Below are 20,963 nucleotides of genomic sequence, written 5' to 3' on the forward strand. Positions count from 1 at the left end.
ATCAGTACCTCGGTGATCCCAAAGGCCTGCATGGTAATCGGTGTGCGGATTCTTCGCATTACATCTAGTTGGCCGCAATGCCCGCCGTAGAGCCTCCTTAGCTGTATGAGCAGCTGGATTTAGCTGGCAACAGATTGCCTTCGAGGCGTCTCAAGACAAGGTCAGGTAGGGTAATGGCTAGCCTGGATGGAGCGTGGTGCCAGTGCTAAGTGATGCGTCGGCCCCAAGGGCCCCACGTCGGTGGATTTTCGACGATATTAATCGATGTGCTGAGCTCGTCTTGCATGCGTTCGAAGACTTTATCGAGACAGGGATGTGCTCTCGACTCTCGCAGTGCATTCACCAACTCCAGAAGCTCTCGACCCTGGGCTAGCGGCATCTGGATATCGCAGTACACCGTGTCATCGTCGTGTCCCATTCCCGTCATCCGTTCAGTCTGTTCCAGGTTTGTATTTGGCAGCCCTATGCTGCTCCAAGTGCCGCATCTCTACATCCCAACCAGCCAAGAATTTATCCCAGTCACAGGAGTAAAAACCATCTACCAGCTTGGTCGACCCTACGCTTGCCTGAAAGAAGCGCTCCCTCCACGGCTGCGGGATAGTCTGCTCCAAGATGATGTCGATTCCGGAGTTGTGATGCTGCAGCGTGACACAATCCCGAAGCTGGTTGAGATCAAGTGCCTTGTCAGCATTGGGGGAATATTTCCGTTCTTGAAGGTCAAGGTCATCAAGGATGGATAAGGCATCGAACGCCTTCGAATCGCCTGGAGATATGTTCGCAAGCATCCACAAAGCCTTTCGTCTCTTGGCCTCCAGTTCGCGGAGTTCATCGTCGGGCATTTGAGTTACCTCTTGTTGGCGTTGATGGCATGCCGCCTGCGGCGTCAGGCTGCCGTGAATCGAGCCCCGTCAAGGCGTGTCTCGCCCCTGCGGGCTCGCATCCCTCACGCCTGCGCGCTCCGCTTGCTTGGTGTCTGAGCCTCTGTGAAGCATAGATCGCAACGCATCCTACCCTCATGATTCGGAGCTCGGCATCGATATTCGAAACGTTCTGTTATCGTTCTAAAAGTAATTTAGTCGCTCTTAGTCATCAGCCTTCTGGGGAGCAGGGAGTGGACACAACTCGACGCGTACCAGGCAGAGCCTACCAAACGGTTCGCGATCCTGAGCGTCTGCTCATTGAAGAGCGCGCCGAAGCTCTATCTGCTGCAGGCTACCCGCTGCCAGATGATGATCCGGCTATGTACGCTGAGCAATTGTTGAAAGAGGCCAGAGCGGCAGCTCGTTCGTCGCAGCTAGACGGCGCTGCCGAAGAGGCTCCACTCTCAGCGCGAGAGGTCAGCCAAGTGCTGAGGGAGGTAGCTCTTGGGCGCCTAATTATGGTCAGAGCCTGCGAGAGGGGATGGGAAGAAATTTATGCGGAGCGCTTCAAAGTTAATGTCGAAGGTTGGCGAATATCTATTCATAACGACCGCGATGAGCTGGGCTACTGCGAAGAGTGCATAAGCCCTGACGGACGGAGCTGGTCTTTAGACTCGGGAAATCGCTTTGGCACAGATCCCATTGCTATGCTGAGCACATGGGAGCATCAAACGCTTGAGCGTCTCCTGAAGGCGATTTAAGTGGGGCACCCTCCGCCACCCGCCTCTTTAGACATTTACGCAGGCCTGCCAGGCTGCTAGGACGACTTCCGTGCTCAGATATTTGTCTTTCATCCTGTGAGTTACAAGGTACTGCCGACTAGGAAGTTAAGAGCTGCCGCCCCCCCATTTTTAGCATCAAGGAAGAAAATGAAATACTCATTGCTTGAAGGTGCTCGTGTAGAGGCCACTCCAAAAGCACGTGGTGTTTGCAGTTTTTGTGGTTCCCAGACCGTCGCTAAATGCGGGAACCATGTCGTCTGGCATTGGGCTCATAAACGTTTGGACAATTGCGATCCGTGGTGGGAAACGGAAACGGCATGGCATCGCGATTGGAAGAATATGTTCCCAACCGAGTGGCAGGAAGTTGTGTTGCAAGCGTCCTCAGGGGAGCGACATATAGCAGATGTCCGAACGCCTTCAGGGATGGTTATTGAGTTTCAGAGATCGACAATACATCCTGAAGAGGTCATCGCGAGGCAAAACTACTATCAAAATATGATCTGGGTGATCGATGGCACGCGAACTGAGTTCGACAGGTACAACTTCAGAATGGGTTTGTCAAAAGTGTCGGAGAATGGACTGGCTTCATTTAGCTGGCATTCCCGCAGCAAGCTTTTTGCTCGCTGGTGGGTTTCCAAACCCGTGTTCATCGACTTCGGCCCCGATTTTGGTATATGGCGCGTCTTAAGATTCGATCCGACTCAAAAACGTGGAGTGGTGGCTTACACACACAAGGAAAAGCTGGTCGAATGGATCACCAACGGCACCACCGATTTTAGCTTCAATGGAGGCCCGGCCTCTGATAAATCCGGTAAGGCGGATCAATAAAAACCGACCAAGCGTCTAGCCGGCATCTCTGTCCTTCGGGCTCATTGCTGTGCCAGCTTGCAAATCAAATACTTCGAGACTACTGAGGGACGGGACGCTCATAAAGTGCTCTCCAAGGTATCCCTATAACCCTCGCACCCTTCAGAGATAGCCCTGGAGAGTACGAGAGACGATTTCGGGAGAAGCAACTCAAGGCTTTTCCTCCCACCTTCAGCGACGCAGGAGACGGTCTAGTACCAGCAGGGCTACTGCACCAATTGCAAGTGCAGCAACCGGCTTCTCTTTGACGAACGTAGACACACTGTCCAGTGCATCGCCATAGGTTTGGGTCAACTGACCGGCAGCCTGGCGTCCCGCACCTTCGGCTTCAAGCTTCGAATCACCAAACAGTTTCCCGACTGCGCTCTGCGCTTTGCCGGCAACCTTTTCTACAACGCCTTCTACCTGTTCGCTCTTCATGATTCACCAAACCTTTGTTTGTAAATAGGATGCTCAGGGTTGACCTGAGCTAGCGGCTATTTGCACAGGATTAGGGGCGTGGTCGTCATGATTAGTTCAAAGTTGCTGAGCACCGGGAGCTACCCACATCGTTTCAGCCAGCGGTGAGATGAACTAGGCTCTCTGCCTCATTCTCAAGGAAGACTTTCATGCCAGATACCTCGGACTACAAGATCGCCACGGCGGACACCCTGACATTGCTGCTGCATAACCAGCACGCACTAGGTGCAGCAATAGAAGAAATAACCAAGTGGCTTTCAGAAAATGGAGTGGGAAGCGTCGCCGCTCATGCGATGTCGGCCATGGAAGCGCTGGACGCAAATACTCAAGCCATCACCGATTCCATTTTGAGGATTCGACAGTCTTAGGTGCTGCTACCCCGAGTCCTGCGCACCTATCGCGCACTGCTAATTCGACTGAACGATAAGGAAAAGAATGTTCCCACCAATGGCGAATCCCAACCTCGAAATTAACGCCACTGAGTTCGAGTTCTTGGTCAGAGACTGGATCCTCAAACAGGGAGGTGAACTGACATCGCTGGAGGTCAAGCACGACGTGAAGGTCGAGGCCTACGACTCTACCTACCAGATCGACGTGCTGGCGAAATTCCAAGCTTTTGCAGGGGCCGAATTCATCGTGCTGATTGAGTGCAAAAAATACCGTAACGCAGTCGAGCGGGAGCTGGTTCAGGTACTGCACGACAAGGTGAGATCTGTGGGCGCTCATAAAGGAATGCTGTTCACCACAACAGGGTTTCAATCCGGAGCGATAAGATACGCAAGGGTGCATGGTATTGCGCTGGTGTCGATAATCGACGGTGCAGCAACCTATCATACCCGCTCGGCTTTTCCAGTTGATGCGAAGCCACCGGCCTGGCTAAACCTTCCGAAATTTTCGCTCTGGCACGTCGGTGAAAATGACGCTGGCAACATCACGATGAAATCCTTGGGTCGTGCTGATACAGAGCTCGATGAGATGTTTGGTGACTAGATCTATCTCCATATCCATGAATCCGTGCCGTTTCCACTGATCAGTAACTCGACCAGCCTACCGGATGAGTCACCCGGCTCAACTCCACCCGAAGGTCACTCATCAGACGAAGCGAGGATTGACCAGACTTCACCTCAAGGAAAAATCCGGCTGCAGCTCAAACCCGCTTCGCCATCGCCTCCAAGAACAGCCTGGCGCAAATTGATGCTGGAGTAATAACCATCGCACCTGCATTTTGCTAAAGCCGAAAGCGACTCACGGATGCAGTCAACTCAGAGCCCAATTTCGCTAAATTTCGAATCGATTTTGTGTTTCGCTCTGCCGTTGTCGCAGATGCGTCTGCCAATGACCTGACGTGTTGAATATTTTGATTTATCTCCCCTACAGCGGCACCTTGCTGTTCCGCAGCCGCAGCAATTTGCTGATTCATCTCCTGGATTCCAGCAATAGACTGGCCGAACTCTAACAAGAGAGACCTAACGTCCTTCGCCTTGGTGACGATTTCACGAGTACGGTCGTTTCCCCGTAAAACCAGTGAGGAGGCCGCTGAGCTACCTTGCTGGAGTGCATCTACCAGACCTTCAATTTCTGTGGTCGACTGCTGTGTTCGCATCGCCAAAGCCCGGACTTCATCTGCAACCACGGCGAATCCCCTGCCTTGCTCTCCAGCTCGTGCCGCTTCAATCGCCGCGTTAAGCGCCAATAGGTTCGTCTGTGTTGCGATGGAGTTGATGACATCTACGATCTGACCGATCTTGGCTCCGTCCTGCCGAAGCCTTTCCATTGCTGAGCCAAGCTCATCCATCTCCTCCCCAAGATGTTCAATCTGGGCTACGGTATCGCGAACTAGGGCCTCCCCGTTTCGAGCTTTCGCATCGGAGTTCGCGGCTGAAACTGCTGCGATCTCTGTATTCCGGGCGATCTCTTGCACGGTGAACACCAACTGATTAATAGCTACTGCGACCTGCTCAACCTGTGCTCGTTGTTGATCTATATTGATCTGAGATTCACTGCCATCCTCGAGCAGTTCTTTGGAGGCGCTGCTTAGGTGTGTTGCGCTTTCACCTATGCGACCAACCAAATCTCGAAGGCCCGAGCACATGGAATGAGTAGCACGCTGTAGTTGGCCGATTTCGTCACGTCGATCTGACCGGGTTGTTTCCCGTAAATCACCTGCTGCAATGCTTTCCGCGACGGATGCTGTAGTTTTAATTTGAGGGACAAGCTGTCGTGATATGACGATCACTGCGAAAGCGCTACCTACCATTGCCAGGACGGAGGCGGATATTAAGAACCAGTAGATGATATGAATTGTTCTTTGCTGTTCCGCGCTGACCTTTGCTGACACCCCGGAGAGCGTTAATCCAACACTTTTTATGGCGCTCGCTAAAGCCTCGCCAGCAGTTAGACGACTACTTGGGCTCACTGATGAGTCCGGCCTCGTGGATTCGAGAGTTTTTTCGATATCAACGAGCTCAGATTCAGCTTTTAATAATGCCTCCTCAGTTGATATGGCGATATCTTCGTGCTCAGTCGGATAAGAATATTGCTCACGAAGCAATATTTCCGCCGCATTGATATTAGCTTGAGGAAATTGTTCGTGAAATCTGAGATTTTGAGATAGGAGCTTCCGCTCTAGCGCTACAACCTCCCAGTTCTCGTGAATCAGTGCAGACAATTTGTAGGTTCCTAAGAAGCCAGAAACAGTTACCCCAAGCCCAATCACTATGGCAATAGAGAAGCCTAACGCCAGCTTATACTGAACCCTCATATCTTCTATAAGTCTACGTAGACCAAGCACGGCAGAACCCTCTATGGACGACAGAAAACAACCAACATAGAACATTGAATCTCAGGCTTTAGGAGACATCACATGCAACCAATGACGACTGTCACCCATTGAGACAGAAACTAACTATCCGCGCTCATAAACGTTGTCAATATAAAGTTCCCCTCGTAGAGTGGGCCCAGATTTTCTAATAACGACGCAGACCTCACAAAGGCATCAACACCGACTGTTTCAATATAGCTGAGCGGCCCTCCCCGAAATCGCGGAAACCCCAAGCCCATTACGGCTGCAAGATTCCCATCTTCAGCACTGTGAATTGTATTATCCGCAAGGCAACGGGCAGCCTCCAGACACATCGGGATCATCAACCGATCTACGATTTCCTGATCGGAGATTTCATGTTCTGCAATCGAGCCAGTAGCGTAAACCTCAGCTCTTATCGAGGGTTTTTTTCGACTGGCATCAAGAAGACCAGAGTAATCATAAAATCCTGACCCATTTTTTTTGCCAAGAAAGCCTTCACCTAGTAGCTTTTCGGCAATGACTGGAACTTGGTGGCGCATCCGGTCTGGGAAAGCTTGCTGCAAAACGCCGTCAGCATGTACCAGAATATCCAATCCGATAACGTCAGCCAATGCTGCTGGCCCCATAGGCCAACCAAAGCGCTGCATAACCGCATCTATACGGAGGAAACCGACACCCGCATTTAACAAAAGATTGAACGCGTTAAAATAAGGAAACAAAATACGATTTACGTAGAATCCAGCCCCATCATTCACAACAATGGGTGTTTTCCCAATCGCAACGGCAAATGTGACAGCTCGGGTGATTGTTTCGTCCGAGGTCTTCTCGCCTCGCACGACCTCCACAAGAGACATGGCGGGGACAGGGTTGAAAAAGTGTATTCCACAGAAATTTTCAGGACGTGACAGAGTCTGAGCCAGTTCGCTTATGGAGATTGTGGAGGTGTTAGAGGACAGGATGGCACTGGCGGGAAGCCTTTTTTCAAGCGCAGACAAGACGGAACTTTTTATATCGACCCTCTCCGCTACGGCTTCAATCAGAACCTGGCAATCCGAAACTGGATCGTCATCCAGTGTCGTGTTTACGTTAGCGCAAGCTATTTCAGCCTCAGACGGCGTAAGCTTTCCACGCTTAACTTGCTTCGATAAATAGGTATTAATAGTATCAATACCCAGATCCAGCGCTGGTTGCGTGATATCTTTCAATATGACTTTCATACCGCTTATTGCCATCTGATATGCGATACCTCCGCCCATAACACCTGCGCCAACCACGCCTCCCACATCCGCTTTGGGCAGTGCAGCTAAGCTACTAGAGTTTCGCTTCTTCAGCGCTTGCTCTGCGAGGAACAAGCCCACAAGATTTCGAGCTTCAGCACTCTTCGCCAGCCTTGCAAAAAGCTCTCGCTCAGCCTGTAGGGCCTTGTCGAAAGGTTCAAAAGCGCTGGTAGAAACCAGGCGATGGATTTCCGCTGGTGCTCGATAAGCGTTATCGTGGGTAGCTGCTTCTACATCCTTTTGTTTGACTGAGTGCGCCTGGATGGGCGCCCGCTTGAGATCCCTCCTGCCCTGCCAAAGTTGACGTGATCGAGCCTTGGATTTCAATAGCGCCATGGACTCACTAAGAAGATCCTCAGGATTCACTGCAAAGTCGACTAAACAGCGGGATACTGCAGTATCTGAATCGATAGCCTTGCCCTCGACGATATAGGTAATCGCCGCATCAAGGCCCATCAGGCGGGAAAGACGTACCGAACCTCCCCATCCGGGACAGAGGCCAAGTGTTACTTCAGGCAATGCCAAGCGCGAGCCATGTGAGATGACTCTATAATCCGCACTGAGCGCAAACTCTAATCCACCACCCAGCGCAAAACGCTCTATAGCGGCCACGGAAGGGAAAGGTAACGTCTCGATCCTATTGCACAGATCCTGACAATGGGCAGCCCATTGCTCAATGCTATTTTCGCTTCCGGAAAAAATGGATGGAAAACCTTTGATATCAGCACCAGCAATGAAGCTGTTTTTCCCGCTGGTGATGACCAACCCTCTGATTCCGGACGTTTGTTCGAGTATATTAAGCGCCTCTCCCCACTCGCGTATGGCTTGCTCGTTCAGGATATTAACCGGCCCAGGCAAATCCAAGCGCCACTCAATAAACTCCTCGGGCAGCCGAAAGAGGCTCATGGTAATTCCAGAGTACATTCAATATTCCTCAAACTAAAGGCGATCATTATTACTGTAAAATTTCAGAGTTCAGCTCAAAACTTCCAGCCGTAGCCGACAGTTACGAAACCCATGTTGGTACGAATCTTAGTGCCTTCGCTCGTACCGGTACCTTTTGAGCTTGTACTTAGATCGTACTCATACCCCAGTGTCAACTCGCCATTTTCTTTGAAGTCTCGAGTCACGCCGAAAGTCGCAGCTTTGGGATTTATACCAACTAACAAAGTGTTTTGTAACGTATAGTCCGTGGGGAATTGTTTACGAGTAGTGCTGTAACCTGCTCGAATTGTCCAATCCGGAGAAAGCTCATACGATGCACCAAGCCTGAAGATATCTTGTGAACGCCAACCAAATGTTTCATGGTATGTGTCGCTGTTCTGCCAAGAGATGTGCTGCCAGTCAAGCGCAACCGTCAAGTTATCAATTGGCTTGACCGCCACCCCCAGAGCATACTGTTCCGGTATATCAATCGAACCACCGGTTGTTGAGAGCAAGTCATCCTCATAAGAGTTGTAGTTGCTCATCTTGATTTTACTTGCGTACATAGCCCCTACAGACAGCCACGGCTTGGCCTTCCAGAGCGCTCCGGCTCTCCAACTCGCCCCGTAAGAATATTCAGCGCCGTGAGCTGGATTACTTGCACTACCATCCGGCAAAGGAATTCCCTGTATTTCAAGTCGTTGTGCCGCCAATGCAAGTGAAAAGCCAAGGGAAAGCTGGTCTGTTACCTTATAAGCAATAGTTGGAAGGCCAATCACTTGCATGAATGCGCCTTTGGCCCTGTCAACGTTTGGATTAGGGATAAGTTCGTCATCATAACGGAACAACACCCCGCTGGCCGCCGTAGAGAATCCTAGTGAAAGCCTATCATTGACCTGATAGTTCACCCCGAACTCCGGGATCGGTGCATAACGCTTCCCGCTATGCTTGTTCTCACTGTTAAGAAACTCAGTTTCAGTGTCGACGTACAGGATCTGGAAATCCCCATCCACTCGACTACCTACTTCAGCCATGCCGGCAGGGTTGTTAGCTGCAGCAATAGCATCTTGAGGAAACGCGACGCTAGCACCTGCCATTCCCGCTGCTTTGGCCCCATAGCCGGTCAGCTGGGTTCCGTTCGCCGCGAAGCAAATACTAGGAATTTGAGACGAGAGCACTACACCTGCAAGGACGAGGAATTTATTCACGACTTATTCTCATTATTTTTATTGATAGAGGCGCGTAGATCAGGCGTGCCCTTTGATCGACAAAAACCTTTGATTAACTAAGGTCTGCTGCGGATCCGGTTGAGGCACTAAGCACCCCTGAGCTGATGCCAGACTGCCAGATTCCAAGAGGTGACGCGCGCACCGAGGTGACCTCGAAATAGGATCTCAGGGACATGCACAATCCGAAAATGCTGGGTGTTGTCCGCCGTGCAGTCCTGAGATAGAGTGAATTTATGCACATGCCTGCCAAAGCACTCGGCATCACTTTTCGGTCATCCCTAGGTGATGTCACCAGGCCTGACCTATAAGAAAAAAGCGACTCCTGAATGCTAAGAAACCGCTCACTGGAGCGATTTCGACGTATACGCAGCGAGAGAGGCCAATAATGGTTATCACTCCAAGTGAAGCTCGAGATAGACGCTGGTCTACCTCTGATGTCGAAAACTCGGCGCCACTGAATGCTTTCAAGGCGGTGGTCTCTACGGAGATTGCTGAGATGTCAGTGGAAAGCACGGTGCCGGACACATTTCGAGCATCGTGGACACGCTATGGCCTCGGCCCCATAGATCTTAATTTTCTAGAGTGCGATTCCCAAAAGACCTCTCGCTCGATAGAAATGGCGAAGCGGGATCAAAGGCCTTTTTTTGAGCTGCTCTATGCCAGAAAAGGCCGCATCCAGGTCTCTCATTGCGGTGAGACCTCCGAGGTTCCCGCCGGCGCGTTCGTACTGCTATCGGATCAGAAACCTTACTCTCTAGACTTTCCTGACGGCAGCATTTGCTTGACCGCCCACATGCCAGAGGACTGGTTGAGGAAATGGGTACCGGATCCTAACGCTCTGGTGGGAAAACCGCTCGGCGTGGGTGGTACTTGGTCGCTTCCGCTCCAGGGGTTGCTAACAGCCTTCGCTGATGCCGGTTTGGAAACAGCTCCGCTGCCTCGATTCGTGCTGGCAGACCAATTCGGCGCAATGTGCGCCTTAGTCGCGAACGTCAAAGCGCCTGAAAAACATAATTCTGAATTAGCTAATCGCATCCGTCGGTTCATTCTTGAATACTATCCAAACCCCACCCTATCCCCGACCACCATTGCGGGACATCTGGGAATAAGCACCCGCCATCTGCACAGGGTGCTGGCCACTTTCAATCAAACCTACAGCGGCTTGCTGCTTGAGACACGGCTGAACAAAGCAGCTCAACTGCTAGCGACACCGTCACAAGCCATAGTGTCCATCAGCGATATTGCTTGGGCGGTCGGTTTCGTCGACCAAAGCCATTTTGCTCGTCTGTTCAAATCAGCGTTTAAAACCACTCCTTCTCAATACCGTAGTACATCGCTTCGGCAGATATAAGGGCCGCGATGGCGGCACGGCCTGCTTTTCCGGACATGCAATTCACGCGGCTGGTGAGCACTCCTCGCGAACCAATAGGTGCAGGTCTCAACGATGCCATCATGACGGCGCCCCCATCAGAAAAGTGCATCTGACCGAGACTGTCCCTATTGAACGATCTCCATTAACGAATCAAGCACAGCGGTTGTAGATCGTCCAATCAAAGCACTCAGCATCCCACTGTCATCGTATAGCGCGCCTTGTGCCGCCGCAGCATCCGAGTCAGCAAGCAGCGCTGCCAAGCCAGCTGGCAAGCCAATGCTACTCAATACAGCTTCGAACTCAGACTGTGGCAAGTCCTGATAAATCACAGGCTTCTCAGTGTTTTGGCTAATCATCGAAGCCAGGTCGGATAACGTGTAGCTGCTATCCCCTGCCAGTTCATAAACCTTACCAGCCTGCCCCTCAGTGGTCAGAACCACCGCAGCAGCTTCAGCGTAATCTGCGCGCGGTGCTGAGCTGATTCTACCGTCAGCTGCGCTGCCCAGCAGGACGCCATGTTCCAAAGCTGAAGGTACATTTGCCAGGTAGTTTTCGCTGTACCAGCCATTGCGAAGCAATACGTAGGGTATGCCAGACTCTCTCAAGGCTTCTTCAGTATCCCGGTGATCAGCAGCCAACCCCAAACTAGAGACATCAGCATGCAGAACGCTGGTGTAGGCGATGAGTTTAATCCCAGAGGCCTTGGCGGCATCTATAACGGTGCGGTGCTGGGTCGTACGGACTCCCGTTTCATTTGAGGAAATCAGTAGCAGTGTATCAACGCCTTTCAGCGCTTCCGCAAAAGTACCAGGCTCGTTGTAGTCCGCATGACGTAGAGCCACACCCAAACTGACTAACCCTTGAGCCTTACTTGGATCTCTGATCAAGCCAGTGATTTGATCCGCTGAGATGCGCTCGAGCAGACATTTGATGACAAGACGGCCCAGCTCGCCAGAAGCACCAGTGATCGCGATCATTTAAAAATACCTTGATAGGAAGAGGGAGAGTGGTCACCCTAACCGCCAAGCTAACTTTTCGTAAGTACGCACAAAAAGGTAAGTGTCATGGGCCCCACCCCTCCAGTTTCTGAAGCATTCTCGACCGCCGTTCGACGCGGGGATTTACTTAGCGCTGATTGCCCATCTCGTGACGTACTCAAGCACATGACGAGCCGATGGGGCGTGCTGGTTCTGGTGATGCTGTTGGGCGGGATGCACCGCTTCAATGAGCTGCGACGCAAGATAGGGGGAGTGAGCGAAAAGATGCTGTCTCAAACACTCCAAGCACTCGAGCTTGACGGACTGATCGCTCGAAAGTCGCTACCGGTTATTCCGCCTCATGTGGAATACAGCCTGACTCCGTTGGGTCAAGAGGCTGCTCAGCACCTAGAAGTGATGGTTGACTGGATAGAGAATAACCTTCCGGAAATCATGTCTCGACGTCGTGAGGCTCAAGCCTCTTCTCTGGAAAGTCTTGCCTGATACCCGGTATGGAAGAGTGACATTTCTCATTTCCCACAAGTCCATGGCAGTGCAGAACGTGCTTCGCATAACCATTAATCTTGCCTCGCAGTTGGCCCTTCTAGAGATGTGCCATTTCTGCTCCCTCCCCTAGCGCCCTGCCGATTCGACCACGACCTCCTTTGGTCTCTTGGCTCCTAATCGGATGTCCTCTATAGGCGCGCATCTCTTGTGGCTATGAGTCAACCTGAACTCATAACGACGGACACCCTTCGGTTGAAGTCTCTACAAGAATAAGCAGAGGGCCAAAGCTCCTACTGCGTTAGCCGTTTCAGAGGCCAACATGATCTCTCATGAGATTTATCTCTTCTCGCTTCAACTCAACCAAGCCTACTGGGCATGCGCAGATGGAACTGCGGATAAGGCCGTCCAGCAACTGTTTGTCCCTAGCGGTCGGCTACAGCTGGGTTCGCTGGAACTTGCCGGTCGAGACCAAATCGAGCGTTTTTTTAAAGAGCGCTCTCTCGCAAACCATGAATCAGGCCGAATCACTCGACACTTTTCCAGTGGCTTCACGCCAGTGGCAGAGAGCAGCCAACGCTTGCGGGTGAAATCTCTGGCGATGGTTTTCGCGGGCACCGGCGCCCTACCCGTCCCTTCTGACGCTCCTTCCACAATCGCCGACGTCGAGGATGTCTTGGTGCTGACATCCACTGGGGAGTGGCTCTTTGAGAGCCGAGTAATCACACCCGTATTCGTGGGCGCATCGGCAGCCAAGTTCGCTCAGCGATCCTAAATCTTCCAGGAAAATTTCATCATGCCTAATAACAACAATTCAGCTCGGAACAATACATCGTCTGGGTTTCTCGCATGTGTACCTCACGTGCCACTCACCAAAATTCAAGAGTCTTTGGGAGTCAAGGCGAACGAAGAGTTCTGGTTGAGCTACGAGAAACGCGTCGAGGAATTCAAAGCTTTCGATCCAGAACTGGTAATTATCTTTGGTGGCAACCACATGGACGGCATCCACCTAAAACTGATGCCCCAGTTCGTAGTAATACACGCTGCAGAGGCTTTGGACGACTGCGGTGGTTGGCCTGGCCCACTCGACGTTCCCATGGACGTCGCAACAGCTTTGACTGAACACCTTAACGAACGTGAATTTGATATCACGACCTCATACGCCATGGAGGTCGATCACGGTTTTTCTAATCCACTGCACTATTTCATGGGTGAGCTGAACGCCCGTCCTGTTCTTCCTATCAATATCAATACCATCGCAGATCCTCGACCTACCCTGCGACGCTGCCGTTTACTGGGCGAGGAAATTGGACGCTTCGCAAAAACACTCAACAAACGCATAGCGTTCCTGGGTACCGGTGGGCTTTCGCACCAGACCGACTTTGTGTTTCCTCAGTACCACACAGCCCCTAACTTAGAGGTTCGTGACTACCTTGTGCATGGCGGAGATAAAGGCCCGATTACTCGCGAAAAATGGCGCAATGATGTTGTCATAGGGATGGACAAGCTTAGTCGCGATCTCGTGGAGGGTACATTCCAAGCCCCCTGGATCAACGAAGAGTGGGACAAAAAGTTTCTCTCTACATTGGCTAGTGGCAACCTCGCCGAATTCGACACTTGGACAGATACCGAAGTTTTAGATGCCGCAGGTTATGGCGGTTCAGAAGTACGCCTTTGGATTGCCGCTGCTGCCGCTGCACAAGCGTGCGATGAGCGCTCTGATTTTAAAGTGGACTTTTACTCAAGCGAAACAACTTTTGCTGTCGGCGCCGGAATTGTGCACAGCAATCCAACATCTATTTAATCCTGACTCTACTTGGCAGATCCAAGATGTGTAATTCAGGACTATATGTTTGACCTCAGCTTGGTTGCGACCAAGTTAAACTAGGGGATTAGCATGAAAAACAAAGTTATCATCACATGTGCTGTAACGGGCTCGATCCATACTCCATCGATGTCCCCATATCTTCCCGTTACATCGGCTGAAATAGCGACTGCCGCCTTGGAAGCTGCTGACGCTGGTGCTGCAATCGTACATTTACATGCTCGTGACCCATCAGATGGACGGCCCTCGCAGGACGTAGGTCTGTTTCGCCAGTTCGTACCTGAAATCAAAGAAAAGTCTGATGTGATCATCAACATCACTACAGGCGGTTCACCCACGATGACAGTAGAAGAGCGCCTGCAACCTGCGTTACAGCTAAAGCCTGAGATCGCATCCCTCAACATGGGTTCAATGAATTTCGGGCTCTATGAAATGCTAGGGCGCTTCAAAGATTTTAAGCATGACTGGGAACAGCCTTACCTTGCGGGAAGCGATGATCGAGTTTTCAAAAATACATTCAAAGACATTGCTTATATTCTACAGTCCTGCAGCGAGAATCAAACTCGGTTCGAAATCGAATGCTATGACATTGGACACCTGTATACCGCTGCGCACTTTTTGGAGCGCGGACTGCTGAAGCCTCCGTTGTTCATTCAGTCAGTATTCGGGCTTCGTGGTGGTATCGGTGGTCACGCCGAAGATATCTTGCAGATGCGCCGCACGGCTGATCGCTTATTTGGAAAAGACTATGTTTGGTCAGTTCTAGGCGCAGGCCGGGGTCAGATGCCGATTGCCGCAATATCTGCATCCATTGGAGGAAACGTCCGTGTCGGCCTAGAAGACTCTCTTTGGGAGTCTCCTGGTCAACTGGCCACATCCAGCGCAGCACAGGTAAAAAGAGTTCGCACCATCATCGAGGCATTATCGCTCGAAGTTGCAACGCCTGAAGAAGCGCGACAAATGCTTCAATTGAAAGGGCGTAACTCAGTCGCGTTCTAGTTTTGAAAACCAAATTAAAATAAGATTAACCGGAGTTACCGATCATGCCTAAAGCCTCTGACTATCGCGCCTTCACGTCTGTCGTGCCTCATTACGCCTCCACCACTACAGGGAATACTCCTGAATACACCGGGTGGATGGACGAACAAATGTCTTGGAAAACCACTTGCTACATGGGGGACTGGTCATTCGTTCCTCAGATCCGGATCAAGGGCCCAGACGCACTAAAGCTGTTCACCGATCTGTCGACTAATAGCTTCGACAACATGCCCCTTAACCGAGCTAAACATTGCATTCAATGCAATGAGGACGGAAAGGTAATTTCAGAAGGTGTGCTGTTCCGGCACGCTGAAGACGATTTTGAGTATCAGTGCGGCACCCCCCAGTGGGTGTATTACCACCTCAAGTCGAAAGGCTACAACGCGGAAGCTAGCTTTCCAGTCAGCTATAAAATGCAGATCTCCGGGCCAAACGCATTGGGGCTTTGCGAAAAGCTTGCTGGTGAAAGCTTAAGAGATGTCAAATTCATGTACACAAAGAAAGGAAAGGTTAAACACCTAGATGTTACCTTTCTGCGCCAAGGCATGGCTGGTGAAATTGGGTTTGAATTGCAGGGGCCTATAACCGAGCGTGAAGAGCTGGTCGCAGCTGTCATGGAGCTTGCACCGGAGTTCGGCATGCGCCGCTTGGGCGCCAGAAACCTGATGATCAACCATCTTGAAGCTTGCTATCCAACAGGGAGCATGCATTTCTACAACGCGCTCTCGGACAACAGCCAACAAGATTATTTAGACTTCATGGCGGACGATAAAAACCTGCCAGAAGCCTGGCGAGGCACTCCTTTTGAAACAGTGTTGCGATTCAACTTTTCCGGTGCATTCACTGGTAGTTGGGACGGCGACGACCTCACTGGCTTATACCGCAGCCCTGTTGAAATGGGCTGGGGTAAAAATATTGTCTTCGATCACGAATTTATCGGACGCCAAGCGCTTGAAATTGAACTGGAGACTCCTCGTCGCAAGGTCGTGACTCTTGAGTTCAACAGCGACGATGTCAAGGCTGTCCACGCGTCCCTATTCAGCGATGGTGAAGTCTACCGTCAGTTTGAATACCCAGATATTCCGCATCAGATGGCTTGGACTGATCTCATCCTTAAAGATGGGAAAACCGTGGGCCACGCCACACACCCTGGCTATAGCCTTTACTTCCGCAAAGTGCTCGCGCTTAGCTTCATCGATGTTGCGTTCGCCGAGCCTGGTACCGAAGTTGAGGTGTTGTGGGGCGATCCAGGTACGCCACAGATCAAACTCCGAGCTACCGTCGCACGTGCTCCTTACAAGCAAGACACTCGTCGAGCCGACTTGACCAAGCTGTGAATTAAGCATTGTTAACTACACCTTGCATTATGCATTAATGATTATGCGTGCGGAGAATTATCATGGCTGCGCCAGATAAGCCAAAAAGCGAAAAGACGTACATTTTGAATGCAACCTGCAAAGCCACTAAAGGCATTGTCGCCGCAGTCACTTCATTTCTTGCGGAAAATGATTGCTACATCTGCTCCCTTGAGCAGTTCGATGATGAATCGACTGAACGTTTCTTCATGCGTGCAGTGTTTAAGCCTGAGGCTTCGGCGCCTAAACTTGACGAACTCAAAGACGGCTTCGTAGATATTGCCGAGCGACTGGGCATGTCTTGGAACTTCTTCGACCCTAGCCTTCCAGTTAAAACCGTAATAATGGTATCGAAGTTCGACCACTGTTTGGATGACCTGTTATACCGCCGCCGAAAAGGTGATCTCAACATGGAGATCACCGCTGTGGTATCGAACCATCAGGAACTGCGACCAATGGCTGAGCGAGAAGGCATTCGCTTTGTTCATCTTCCGGTGAATTCTGACAATAAGGCTCAGCAGGAAAAACGCTTAGTTGAGATTGTTGAAGAGACGCAATCTGAACTGGTAATCCTGGCGCGGTATATGCAAATCCTTTCCAATGAGTTGACTGCTGAACTCGCTGGAAAATGCATCAACATCCATCACTCTTTCTTGCCTGGTTTCAAGGGGGCTATGCCCTACCACCAAGCTTTCGAGCGGGGAGTGAAGCAAATCGGCGCCACGGCGCACTATGTTACGTCCGACCTCGACGAAGGGCCGATTATCGATCAGGTAGTCACACGTGTTGATCACAGCTTCAAGCCCCAAGAACTTGTTCGGGTTGGGCGAGACAATGAGTGCATGGCTCTAGCAGCAGCGGTGAAATACCACATCGAGCGCCGGGTGTTTGTCGACGGTAACAAGACAATAGTGTTTCAAGGCAGCTGACTTACAAGCTATTACTGCGCCTGCCCCTAATTATCAGGAGTAGAGGCGGGTCGCGGTAGATTATTTGTAGGATTTGTTGCTTGCCTGCTTGCTGTTTGTTGGAGAACAAAATGACTGCCAAGATTATCGATGGCAAAGCGTTATCATCGAAGCTGCGAGTAGCGTTCAGGGCTCGGGTTTCCAAGTTGGTCGAACAGGGTATTCGTCCTGGTCTAGCTGTGATTCTTTTAGGGGATAATGCAGCGTCTCGGGTCTATGTTAGAAACAAGATTAACGCCTGCGATGATTGTGGCCTGAAGTCATTCCCTCACCTGCTGCCTCCAGATACTACGCAAGACCAGTTGCTCGAGCTGATCGAAAGACTCAATGAGGATGAAGAAGTACATGGCATCCTCGTTCAACTGCCTTTGCCGCCTCACATTGACATGCGCAAGATCTTAGAAGCAATTGCCGTGGACAAGGATGTTGATGGTTTCCATCTTTACAATGTCGGCAGTCTGGTTGTCGGCAACAGCATTTTCCCACCCTGCACACCCTATGGCGTTCAGCTGCTACTGGATACCACTGGGATTGATGTGGCAGGTAAAAACGTTGTCGTTGTAGGGGCTTCAAACATCGTTGGAAAACCCATGGCACTTATGCTTCTTCAAAAAGAAGCCACGGTTACGGTGTGTCATGCCAAAACCCGCGACCTAGCCCAGCACACTATCTTGGCAGACATCCTTATCGTCGCCGCAGGCGTGCCAGGGCTCATCACCGGCCAGTTGGTCAAGCGCGATGCAATAGTTATTGACGTAGGCATTAACAAGTTGCCTGACGGGAGCATCGTAGGCGACGTCGATTTTGCTTCAGTGAAAGAACGCGCTTCCTGGTTAACGCCAGTGCCAGGTGGAGTAGGCCCGATGACTGTCACGATGCTGATCGAAAACACATTGCGATCAGCTGAGCGCCGCTTGGGAATAGGTCGCGGCATCGGCTCTGAAGGATGGGACGCAGCGTCGCTCTAACTTCAGAGGAACTACCTGCGGTCTCCTCGTGATTTGCGACGTTGCCCATTGATCACTTGAAGGACACGTTCCATGTCTAAATTAATTGATCGTAAATCTGTTGTACTCATCCACGGTTGGGGCGGTTCTACCCAGTCCGTTTGGAACGCAAACGGCTGGCTTAACCTGCTTCGTAACGCTGGATTCGATCCAGTCGGGATCGACCTACCTGGACATGGGGATGCCCTGCGCTCCCATGATCCTACGCGATATGCAGATCTAGCGAGTGACGTCATAGCCCAACTACCCGACGACCAGGTTTTATTAGGAATCGGATACTCCTTGGGCTGCAAAGTATTACTCGAGATTGAGGCGAGGCAGCCAGGACGGTTTGCCGCGCTTGTCCTCGGCGGACTGGGCGGGAACGTGTACGCACCAGAAGCTCTCGGTGCAGTCGTTGCCCAATGCCTGGAGGATGGAATTCCAGACGAGGCACCGCCCTTGGCAAAAATGCTCGCTCGGTACGGTGTTTCTGCAGGCAATGATCCACTCGCGATTGCCGCATGTTTGAGACGAGAGCCTAACCCTTTATTGACTCCGGAACGACTCCGGGCGGTGAAGTGCCCTGTACTTCTCGTATCAGGCGATGCAGACACGGTCGCTTTCCCCGTTGACCTACTCGCTGACTCCATTACGCAATCATCGGTACAAATCCTGCCTAGCATTGACCACCTACATCTGCCAGAAAACAAGGATTTTATGGCAGCTGCGCTTCGGTTTTTGGCTGCAAGCTAGTTCAGCTCTACAGGGCAGCACACGTGCTTCCTTGTAACGCTGGGTTCAAGTATTGAGGGCACAAGGCCGAAGCTAGACGACGGTTCCGACACTTATCAAGGCGACCTACGTATGAACTCCATCTCCGCAAGTTTCAGGCAACGACTGAGGGCTCCAGGTCGCGCATTGCTTGGCACTTTCGTTAAATCTCCCTCCCCCCAGGCAATTGAAATCTTCGGGGATCTAGGCTTCGATTTTGTGATTATCGATGCGGAGCATGCACCGCTTGATAGAGGAACAATTGATCATCTGCTGTTGGCAGCGAAAGCCAGTGGTATCGCGGCATTGGTTAGGGTTGCCGAGACATCCGCAAGCCACATTCTGTCTCCGCTTGATTCTGGTGCCGCCGGCGTCATAGCCCCGCACATAGATTCGGTGGAAAAAGCGCGAGCTTTGGTGGCCGAAAGCCGCTACAGCAAGGGTCGTGGCTTTTCGAACTCGCCTCGTGCAGGCGCTTATGGGCAGAAAACAGTATGGCAGCACGTTGATCAGGCTGATGACGAAGTCATCGTAATTGGCATGATTGAAGACCCGAAAGCCGTAACCAACATCGAAGAAATTCTCAGTGTGGATGGACTAGACGCTGTGTTCATCGGGCGTGGAGATATGGCGGTTGCTCTCAATGATCGGCAACCAGGTGCACCAGTCGTTCAGGAGGCTACTTCCAAGGTAATCAGTGCCGCCAAAAAAGCCGGAAAAACAGTGTTCCTTTTGGCCGCAACACCGCAGGAGGCAGCGGAATTTTACGCTCAAGGCGTCGGAGCCTTCGTCATTTCGTCTGACCAAGGGTTTCTTCGGACGGCTGCCGCTAACGCTCTTAGCGCGTTCACCGACTCTGACTCTGCCAGAACCTAACTTAGATACTAGGAGCCACCATGGGCCAGTCCATTGATCCCAGAGCAAGCCTCGCCGCATACGGTCAAGCACAAGCGGTTGAGTCGTACCCAGCTCAATATGCTCGATTCTATGCTACCCCCCCTTCTGTCGCCCAAGAGCACGTGGAGGTTTGGTACGCACGCGGTCAAAACTTCGTAGTGGGCCAGGTCAATGCAAAACCGGGTGGTGAGATCCAGCGACTAAATCAAGTGGACGAATACGCCGTTCTGTCCCTAGATACCAACGTGCCTTTCGAAATCACCTGGGGAGGCGTCCAGACCCACGTGAAAGGCGGTTCTATAGCATTCGTACCGGCTGGCGCAAGTTCGATCCGCTTGCAAGACGGAGGTCGTCTCACTCTAATGATTACGACCCAAAACAACGATGTTTGCGATCTTTGCGCGAACTCCGAAGCTTACAAAACTCAGCACGCGAACATCCCTCCTTTTGAGGAGTGGCCGGAACCGCCAACTGGGCCCAAGGTAAGACAGTACAGCCTTGATGTAGCTGATGAGCCTGGAAGATTTGGTCGTATCTGGCGCTGCTCGACGTTCATGATCAACGTGCTTCCCGTTCAGATAGGGCCACGGGACACCACCAAGCTGTCGCCACATCATCACGACGACTTTGAGCAAGGCTCACTTGCCTTGGAGGGTTCGTTTACTCACCACGTGCGTTGGCCTTGGAACTCAGATCTGAACACATGGCGTGCCGACGACCACGAGTTCTGCGCCTCCCCATCCCTCGCGGTTATTCCACCGCCAGCGATTCACACATCGCGCGGTATGGACGACGGGAAAAATCAACTGATCGATATTTTCTCCCCCCCTCGGGTCGACTTTTCCTTGAAGGAAGGCTGGGTACTTAACGCCGACGAATACCCACTGCCGGAGTCGATATCCCTACTGTAGAGACCTACTAGGGTTAGACATAGCCGGACTAGCTGGAAGTGCTCCGCCCGGAGGGTCGATCCAATACCAACAAGTCTAGGTAGCAGCTACAAAAAAGGCCCTTGTTGGGCCTTTTGGACTCAAACCAAACTCACTTCCTCAGCCAAGACTCGACG

General features: G+C 51.6%; 22 protein-coding genes. 15 read left to right on the forward strand and 7 right to left on the reverse strand.

All coding sequences use genetic code 11. The features are described from left to right. Window positions 1-205 precede the first annotated feature (205 nt). On the reverse strand, window positions 206-418 hold the full coding sequence (locus tag MHH62_RS16300) for a hypothetical protein (RefSeq protein ID WP_339231369.1): 213 nt from the start codon (window positions 416-418) through the stop codon (window positions 206-208). A gap of 13 nt (window positions 419-431) precedes the next feature. Continuing rightward, window positions 432-839: a hypothetical protein gene (locus tag MHH62_RS16305; protein ID WP_339231370.1), complete on the reverse strand. Its 408-nt coding sequence runs from the start codon at window positions 837-839 to the stop codon at window positions 432-434. A 272-nt stretch (window positions 840-1,111) separates the two neighbouring features. Here MHH62_RS16305 and MHH62_RS16310 point away from each other — a divergent pair, with 272 nt between their 5' ends. Both MHH62_RS16310 and MHH62_RS16315 read left to right on the forward strand, forming a co-directional pair. Continuing rightward, window positions 1,112-1,621, forward strand: a complete 510-nt coding sequence (locus MHH62_RS16310; protein WP_339231371.1) for a hypothetical protein — start codon at window positions 1,112-1,114, stop codon at window positions 1,619-1,621. Between the two features lie 168 nt (window positions 1,622-1,789). After that, window positions 1,790-2,470 carry a competence protein CoiA family protein gene (locus MHH62_RS16315; RefSeq protein WP_339231373.1) on the forward strand — a complete coding sequence of 227 codons (681 nt, stop codon included), beginning with the start codon at window positions 1,790-1,792 and terminating at the stop codon, window positions 2,468-2,470. A gap of 210 nt (window positions 2,471-2,680) precedes the next feature. Here MHH62_RS16315 and MHH62_RS16320 read toward each other — a convergent pair whose 3' ends face one another. After that, window positions 2,681-2,929 carry a CsbD family protein gene (locus MHH62_RS16320; RefSeq protein WP_057009840.1) on the reverse strand — a complete coding sequence of 83 codons (249 nt, stop codon included), beginning with the start codon at window positions 2,927-2,929 and terminating at the stop codon, window positions 2,681-2,683. Between the two features lie 188 nt (window positions 2,930-3,117). Between MHH62_RS16320 and MHH62_RS16325 the strand changes: the two genes are divergently transcribed. Both MHH62_RS16325 and MHH62_RS16330 read left to right on the forward strand, forming a co-directional pair. Next, window positions 3,118-3,336, forward strand: coding sequence for a hypothetical protein (locus tag MHH62_RS16325; protein WP_339231375.1), 219 nt, complete (start codon window positions 3,118-3,120; stop codon window positions 3,334-3,336). A gap of 67 nt (window positions 3,337-3,403) precedes the next feature. Continuing rightward, window positions 3,404-3,958: a restriction endonuclease gene (locus tag MHH62_RS16330; RefSeq protein WP_339231376.1), complete on the forward strand. Its 555-nt coding sequence runs from the start codon at window positions 3,404-3,406 to the stop codon at window positions 3,956-3,958. A 238-nt stretch (window positions 3,959-4,196) separates the two neighbouring features. On the opposite strand, the gene MHH62_RS16335 is transcribed toward MHH62_RS16330, so the two are convergent. The 3 genes from MHH62_RS16335 to MHH62_RS16345 all read right to left on the reverse strand — a co-directional run bounded on the left by MHH62_RS16335 (window position 4,197) and on the right by MHH62_RS16345 (window position 9,180). After that, window positions 4,197-5,804, reverse strand: a complete 1,608-nt coding sequence (locus MHH62_RS16335) for a methyl-accepting chemotaxis protein (RefSeq protein WP_339231377.1) — start codon at window positions 5,802-5,804, stop codon at window positions 4,197-4,199. A 65-nt stretch (window positions 5,805-5,869) separates the two neighbouring features. Next, a complete protein-coding gene (locus MHH62_RS16340; RefSeq protein WP_339231379.1) occupies window positions 5,870-7,972 on the reverse strand; it encodes a 3-hydroxyacyl-CoA dehydrogenase NAD-binding domain-containing protein in 2,103 nt (700 codons plus the stop codon). 56 nt (window positions 7,973-8,028) lie between these two features. Next, window positions 8,029-9,180 (reverse strand): outer membrane protein transport protein, encoded by a 1,152-nt coding sequence (locus MHH62_RS16345; RefSeq protein ID WP_339231381.1) that lies wholly within the window; start codon window positions 9,178-9,180, stop codon window positions 8,029-8,031. 406 nt (window positions 9,181-9,586) lie between these two features. Here MHH62_RS16345 and MHH62_RS16350 point away from each other — a divergent pair, with 406 nt between their 5' ends. Next, on the forward strand, window positions 9,587-10,552 hold the full coding sequence (locus tag MHH62_RS16350; protein WP_339231382.1) for an AraC family transcriptional regulator: 966 nt from the start codon (window positions 9,587-9,589) through the stop codon (window positions 10,550-10,552). Window positions 10,553-10,698: 146 nt separating this feature from the next. On the opposite strand, the gene MHH62_RS16355 is transcribed toward MHH62_RS16350, so the two are convergent. Beyond that, window positions 10,699-11,550: an SDR family oxidoreductase gene (locus MHH62_RS16355; RefSeq protein WP_226033756.1), complete on the reverse strand. Its 852-nt coding sequence runs from the start codon at window positions 11,548-11,550 to the stop codon at window positions 10,699-10,701. A gap of 87 nt (window positions 11,551-11,637) precedes the next feature. Here MHH62_RS16355 and MHH62_RS16360 point away from each other — a divergent pair, with 87 nt between their 5' ends. The 10 genes from MHH62_RS16360 (at window position 11,638) to MHH62_RS16405 (ending at window position 20,808) form a co-directional block, all read left to right on the forward strand. Continuing rightward, window positions 11,638-12,054, forward strand: a complete 417-nt coding sequence (locus MHH62_RS16360; RefSeq protein ID WP_226033755.1) for a helix-turn-helix domain-containing protein — start codon at window positions 11,638-11,640, stop codon at window positions 12,052-12,054. Window positions 12,055-12,376: 322 nt separating this feature from the next. Beyond that, window positions 12,377-12,829 (forward strand): nuclear transport factor 2 family protein, encoded by a 453-nt coding sequence (locus MHH62_RS16365; protein WP_339231385.1) that lies wholly within the window; start codon window positions 12,377-12,379, stop codon window positions 12,827-12,829. Window positions 12,830-12,850: 21 nt separating this feature from the next. Beyond that, window positions 12,851-13,858 carry a hypothetical protein gene (locus MHH62_RS16370; protein WP_339231386.1) on the forward strand — a complete coding sequence of 336 codons (1,008 nt, stop codon included), beginning with the start codon at window positions 12,851-12,853 and terminating at the stop codon, window positions 13,856-13,858. Between the two features lie 93 nt (window positions 13,859-13,951). Then, window positions 13,952-14,878: a 3-keto-5-aminohexanoate cleavage protein gene (locus tag MHH62_RS16375; protein WP_218543582.1), complete on the forward strand. Its 927-nt coding sequence runs from the start codon at window positions 13,952-13,954 to the stop codon at window positions 14,876-14,878. Window positions 14,879-14,922: 44 nt separating this feature from the next. Further along, window positions 14,923-16,254, forward strand: a complete 1,332-nt coding sequence (locus tag MHH62_RS16380) for a glycine cleavage T C-terminal barrel domain-containing protein (protein ID WP_274091274.1) — start codon at window positions 14,923-14,925, stop codon at window positions 16,252-16,254. Between the two features lie 62 nt (window positions 16,255-16,316). Next, window positions 16,317-17,201 carry a formyltetrahydrofolate deformylase gene (gene purU / locus MHH62_RS16385; RefSeq protein ID WP_163912794.1) on the forward strand — a complete coding sequence of 295 codons (885 nt, stop codon included), beginning with the start codon at window positions 16,317-16,319 and terminating at the stop codon, window positions 17,199-17,201. A 110-nt stretch (window positions 17,202-17,311) separates the two neighbouring features. Further along, a complete protein-coding gene (folD, locus tag MHH62_RS16390) occupies window positions 17,312-18,208 on the forward strand; it encodes a bifunctional methylenetetrahydrofolate dehydrogenase/methenyltetrahydrofolate cyclohydrolase FolD (RefSeq protein ID WP_339231391.1) in 897 nt (298 codons plus the stop codon). A 72-nt stretch (window positions 18,209-18,280) separates the two neighbouring features. Then, window positions 18,281-18,982, forward strand: a complete 702-nt coding sequence (locus tag MHH62_RS16395; RefSeq protein WP_339231393.1) for an alpha/beta hydrolase — start codon at window positions 18,281-18,283, stop codon at window positions 18,980-18,982. A 111-nt stretch (window positions 18,983-19,093) separates the two neighbouring features. Beyond that, window positions 19,094-19,876, forward strand: a complete 783-nt coding sequence (locus tag MHH62_RS16400) for an aldolase/citrate lyase family protein (RefSeq protein ID WP_339231395.1) — start codon at window positions 19,094-19,096, stop codon at window positions 19,874-19,876. A 20-nt stretch (window positions 19,877-19,896) separates the two neighbouring features. Next, the gene (locus tag MHH62_RS16405; protein ID WP_339231396.1) at window positions 19,897-20,808 is read left to right on the forward strand and encodes a hypothetical protein; all 912 of its coding nucleotides are present in this window, start codon (window positions 19,897-19,899) and stop codon (window positions 20,806-20,808) included. Window positions 20,809-20,963: the final 155 nt, after the last annotated feature.

It is taken from the genome of Pseudomonas sp. FSL L8-0168 (assembly GCF_037976155.1).
GTDB lineage: Bacteria > Pseudomonadota > Gammaproteobacteria > Pseudomonadales > Pseudomonadaceae > Aquipseudomonas > Aquipseudomonas paracarnis.

Excerpts from the sequence above, each read along its gene's own strand:
- MHH62_RS16300 (WP_339231369.1), bottom strand. The coding sequence starts at position 418 with ATGGGACACGACGATGACACGGTGTACTGCGATATCCAGATGCCGCTA.
- MHH62_RS16305 (WP_339231370.1), bottom strand. The coding sequence starts at position 839 with ATGCCCGACGATGAACTCCGCGAACTGGAGGCCAAGAGACGAAAGGCT.
- MHH62_RS16315 (WP_339231373.1), top strand. The coding sequence starts at position 1,790 with ATGAAATACTCATTGCTTGAAGGTGCTCGTGTAGAGGCCACTCCAAAA.
- MHH62_RS16320 (WP_057009840.1), bottom strand. The coding sequence starts at position 2,929 with ATGAAGAGCGAACAGGTAGAAGGCGTTGTAGAAAAGGTTGCCGGCAAA.
- MHH62_RS16325 (WP_339231375.1), top strand. The coding sequence starts at position 3,118 with ATGCCAGATACCTCGGACTACAAGATCGCCACGGCGGACACCCTGACA.
- MHH62_RS16330 (WP_339231376.1), top strand. The coding sequence starts at position 3,404 with ATGTTCCCACCAATGGCGAATCCCAACCTCGAAATTAACGCCACTGAG.
- MHH62_RS16335 (WP_339231377.1), bottom strand. The coding sequence starts at position 5,804 with ATGTTCTATGTTGGTTGTTTTCTGTCGTCCATAGAGGGTTCTGCCGTG.
- MHH62_RS16340 (WP_339231379.1), bottom strand. The coding sequence starts at position 7,972 with ATGTACTCTGGAATTACCATGAGCCTCTTTCGGCTGCCCGAGGAGTTT.
- MHH62_RS16350 (WP_339231382.1), top strand. The coding sequence starts at position 9,587 with ATGGTTATCACTCCAAGTGAAGCTCGAGATAGACGCTGGTCTACCTCT.
- MHH62_RS16355 (WP_226033756.1), bottom strand. The coding sequence starts at position 11,550 with ATGATCGCGATCACTGGTGCTTCTGGCGAGCTGGGCCGTCTTGTCATC.
- MHH62_RS16360 (WP_226033755.1), top strand. The coding sequence starts at position 11,638 with ATGGGCCCCACCCCTCCAGTTTCTGAAGCATTCTCGACCGCCGTTCGA.
- MHH62_RS16365 (WP_339231385.1), top strand. The coding sequence starts at position 12,377 with ATGATCTCTCATGAGATTTATCTCTTCTCGCTTCAACTCAACCAAGCC.
- MHH62_RS16370 (WP_339231386.1), top strand. The coding sequence starts at position 12,851 with ATGCCTAATAACAACAATTCAGCTCGGAACAATACATCGTCTGGGTTT.
- MHH62_RS16375 (WP_218543582.1), top strand. The coding sequence starts at position 13,952 with ATGAAAAACAAAGTTATCATCACATGTGCTGTAACGGGCTCGATCCAT.
- MHH62_RS16380 (WP_274091274.1), top strand. The coding sequence starts at position 14,923 with ATGCCTAAAGCCTCTGACTATCGCGCCTTCACGTCTGTCGTGCCTCAT.
- purU (WP_163912794.1), top strand. The coding sequence starts at position 16,317 with ATGGCTGCGCCAGATAAGCCAAAAAGCGAAAAGACGTACATTTTGAAT.
- folD (WP_339231391.1), top strand. The coding sequence starts at position 17,312 with ATGACTGCCAAGATTATCGATGGCAAAGCGTTATCATCGAAGCTGCGA.
- MHH62_RS16395 (WP_339231393.1), top strand. The coding sequence starts at position 18,281 with ATGTCTAAATTAATTGATCGTAAATCTGTTGTACTCATCCACGGTTGG.
- MHH62_RS16400 (WP_339231395.1), top strand. The coding sequence starts at position 19,094 with ATGAACTCCATCTCCGCAAGTTTCAGGCAACGACTGAGGGCTCCAGGT.
- MHH62_RS16405 (WP_339231396.1), top strand. The coding sequence starts at position 19,897 with ATGGGCCAGTCCATTGATCCCAGAGCAAGCCTCGCCGCATACGGTCAA.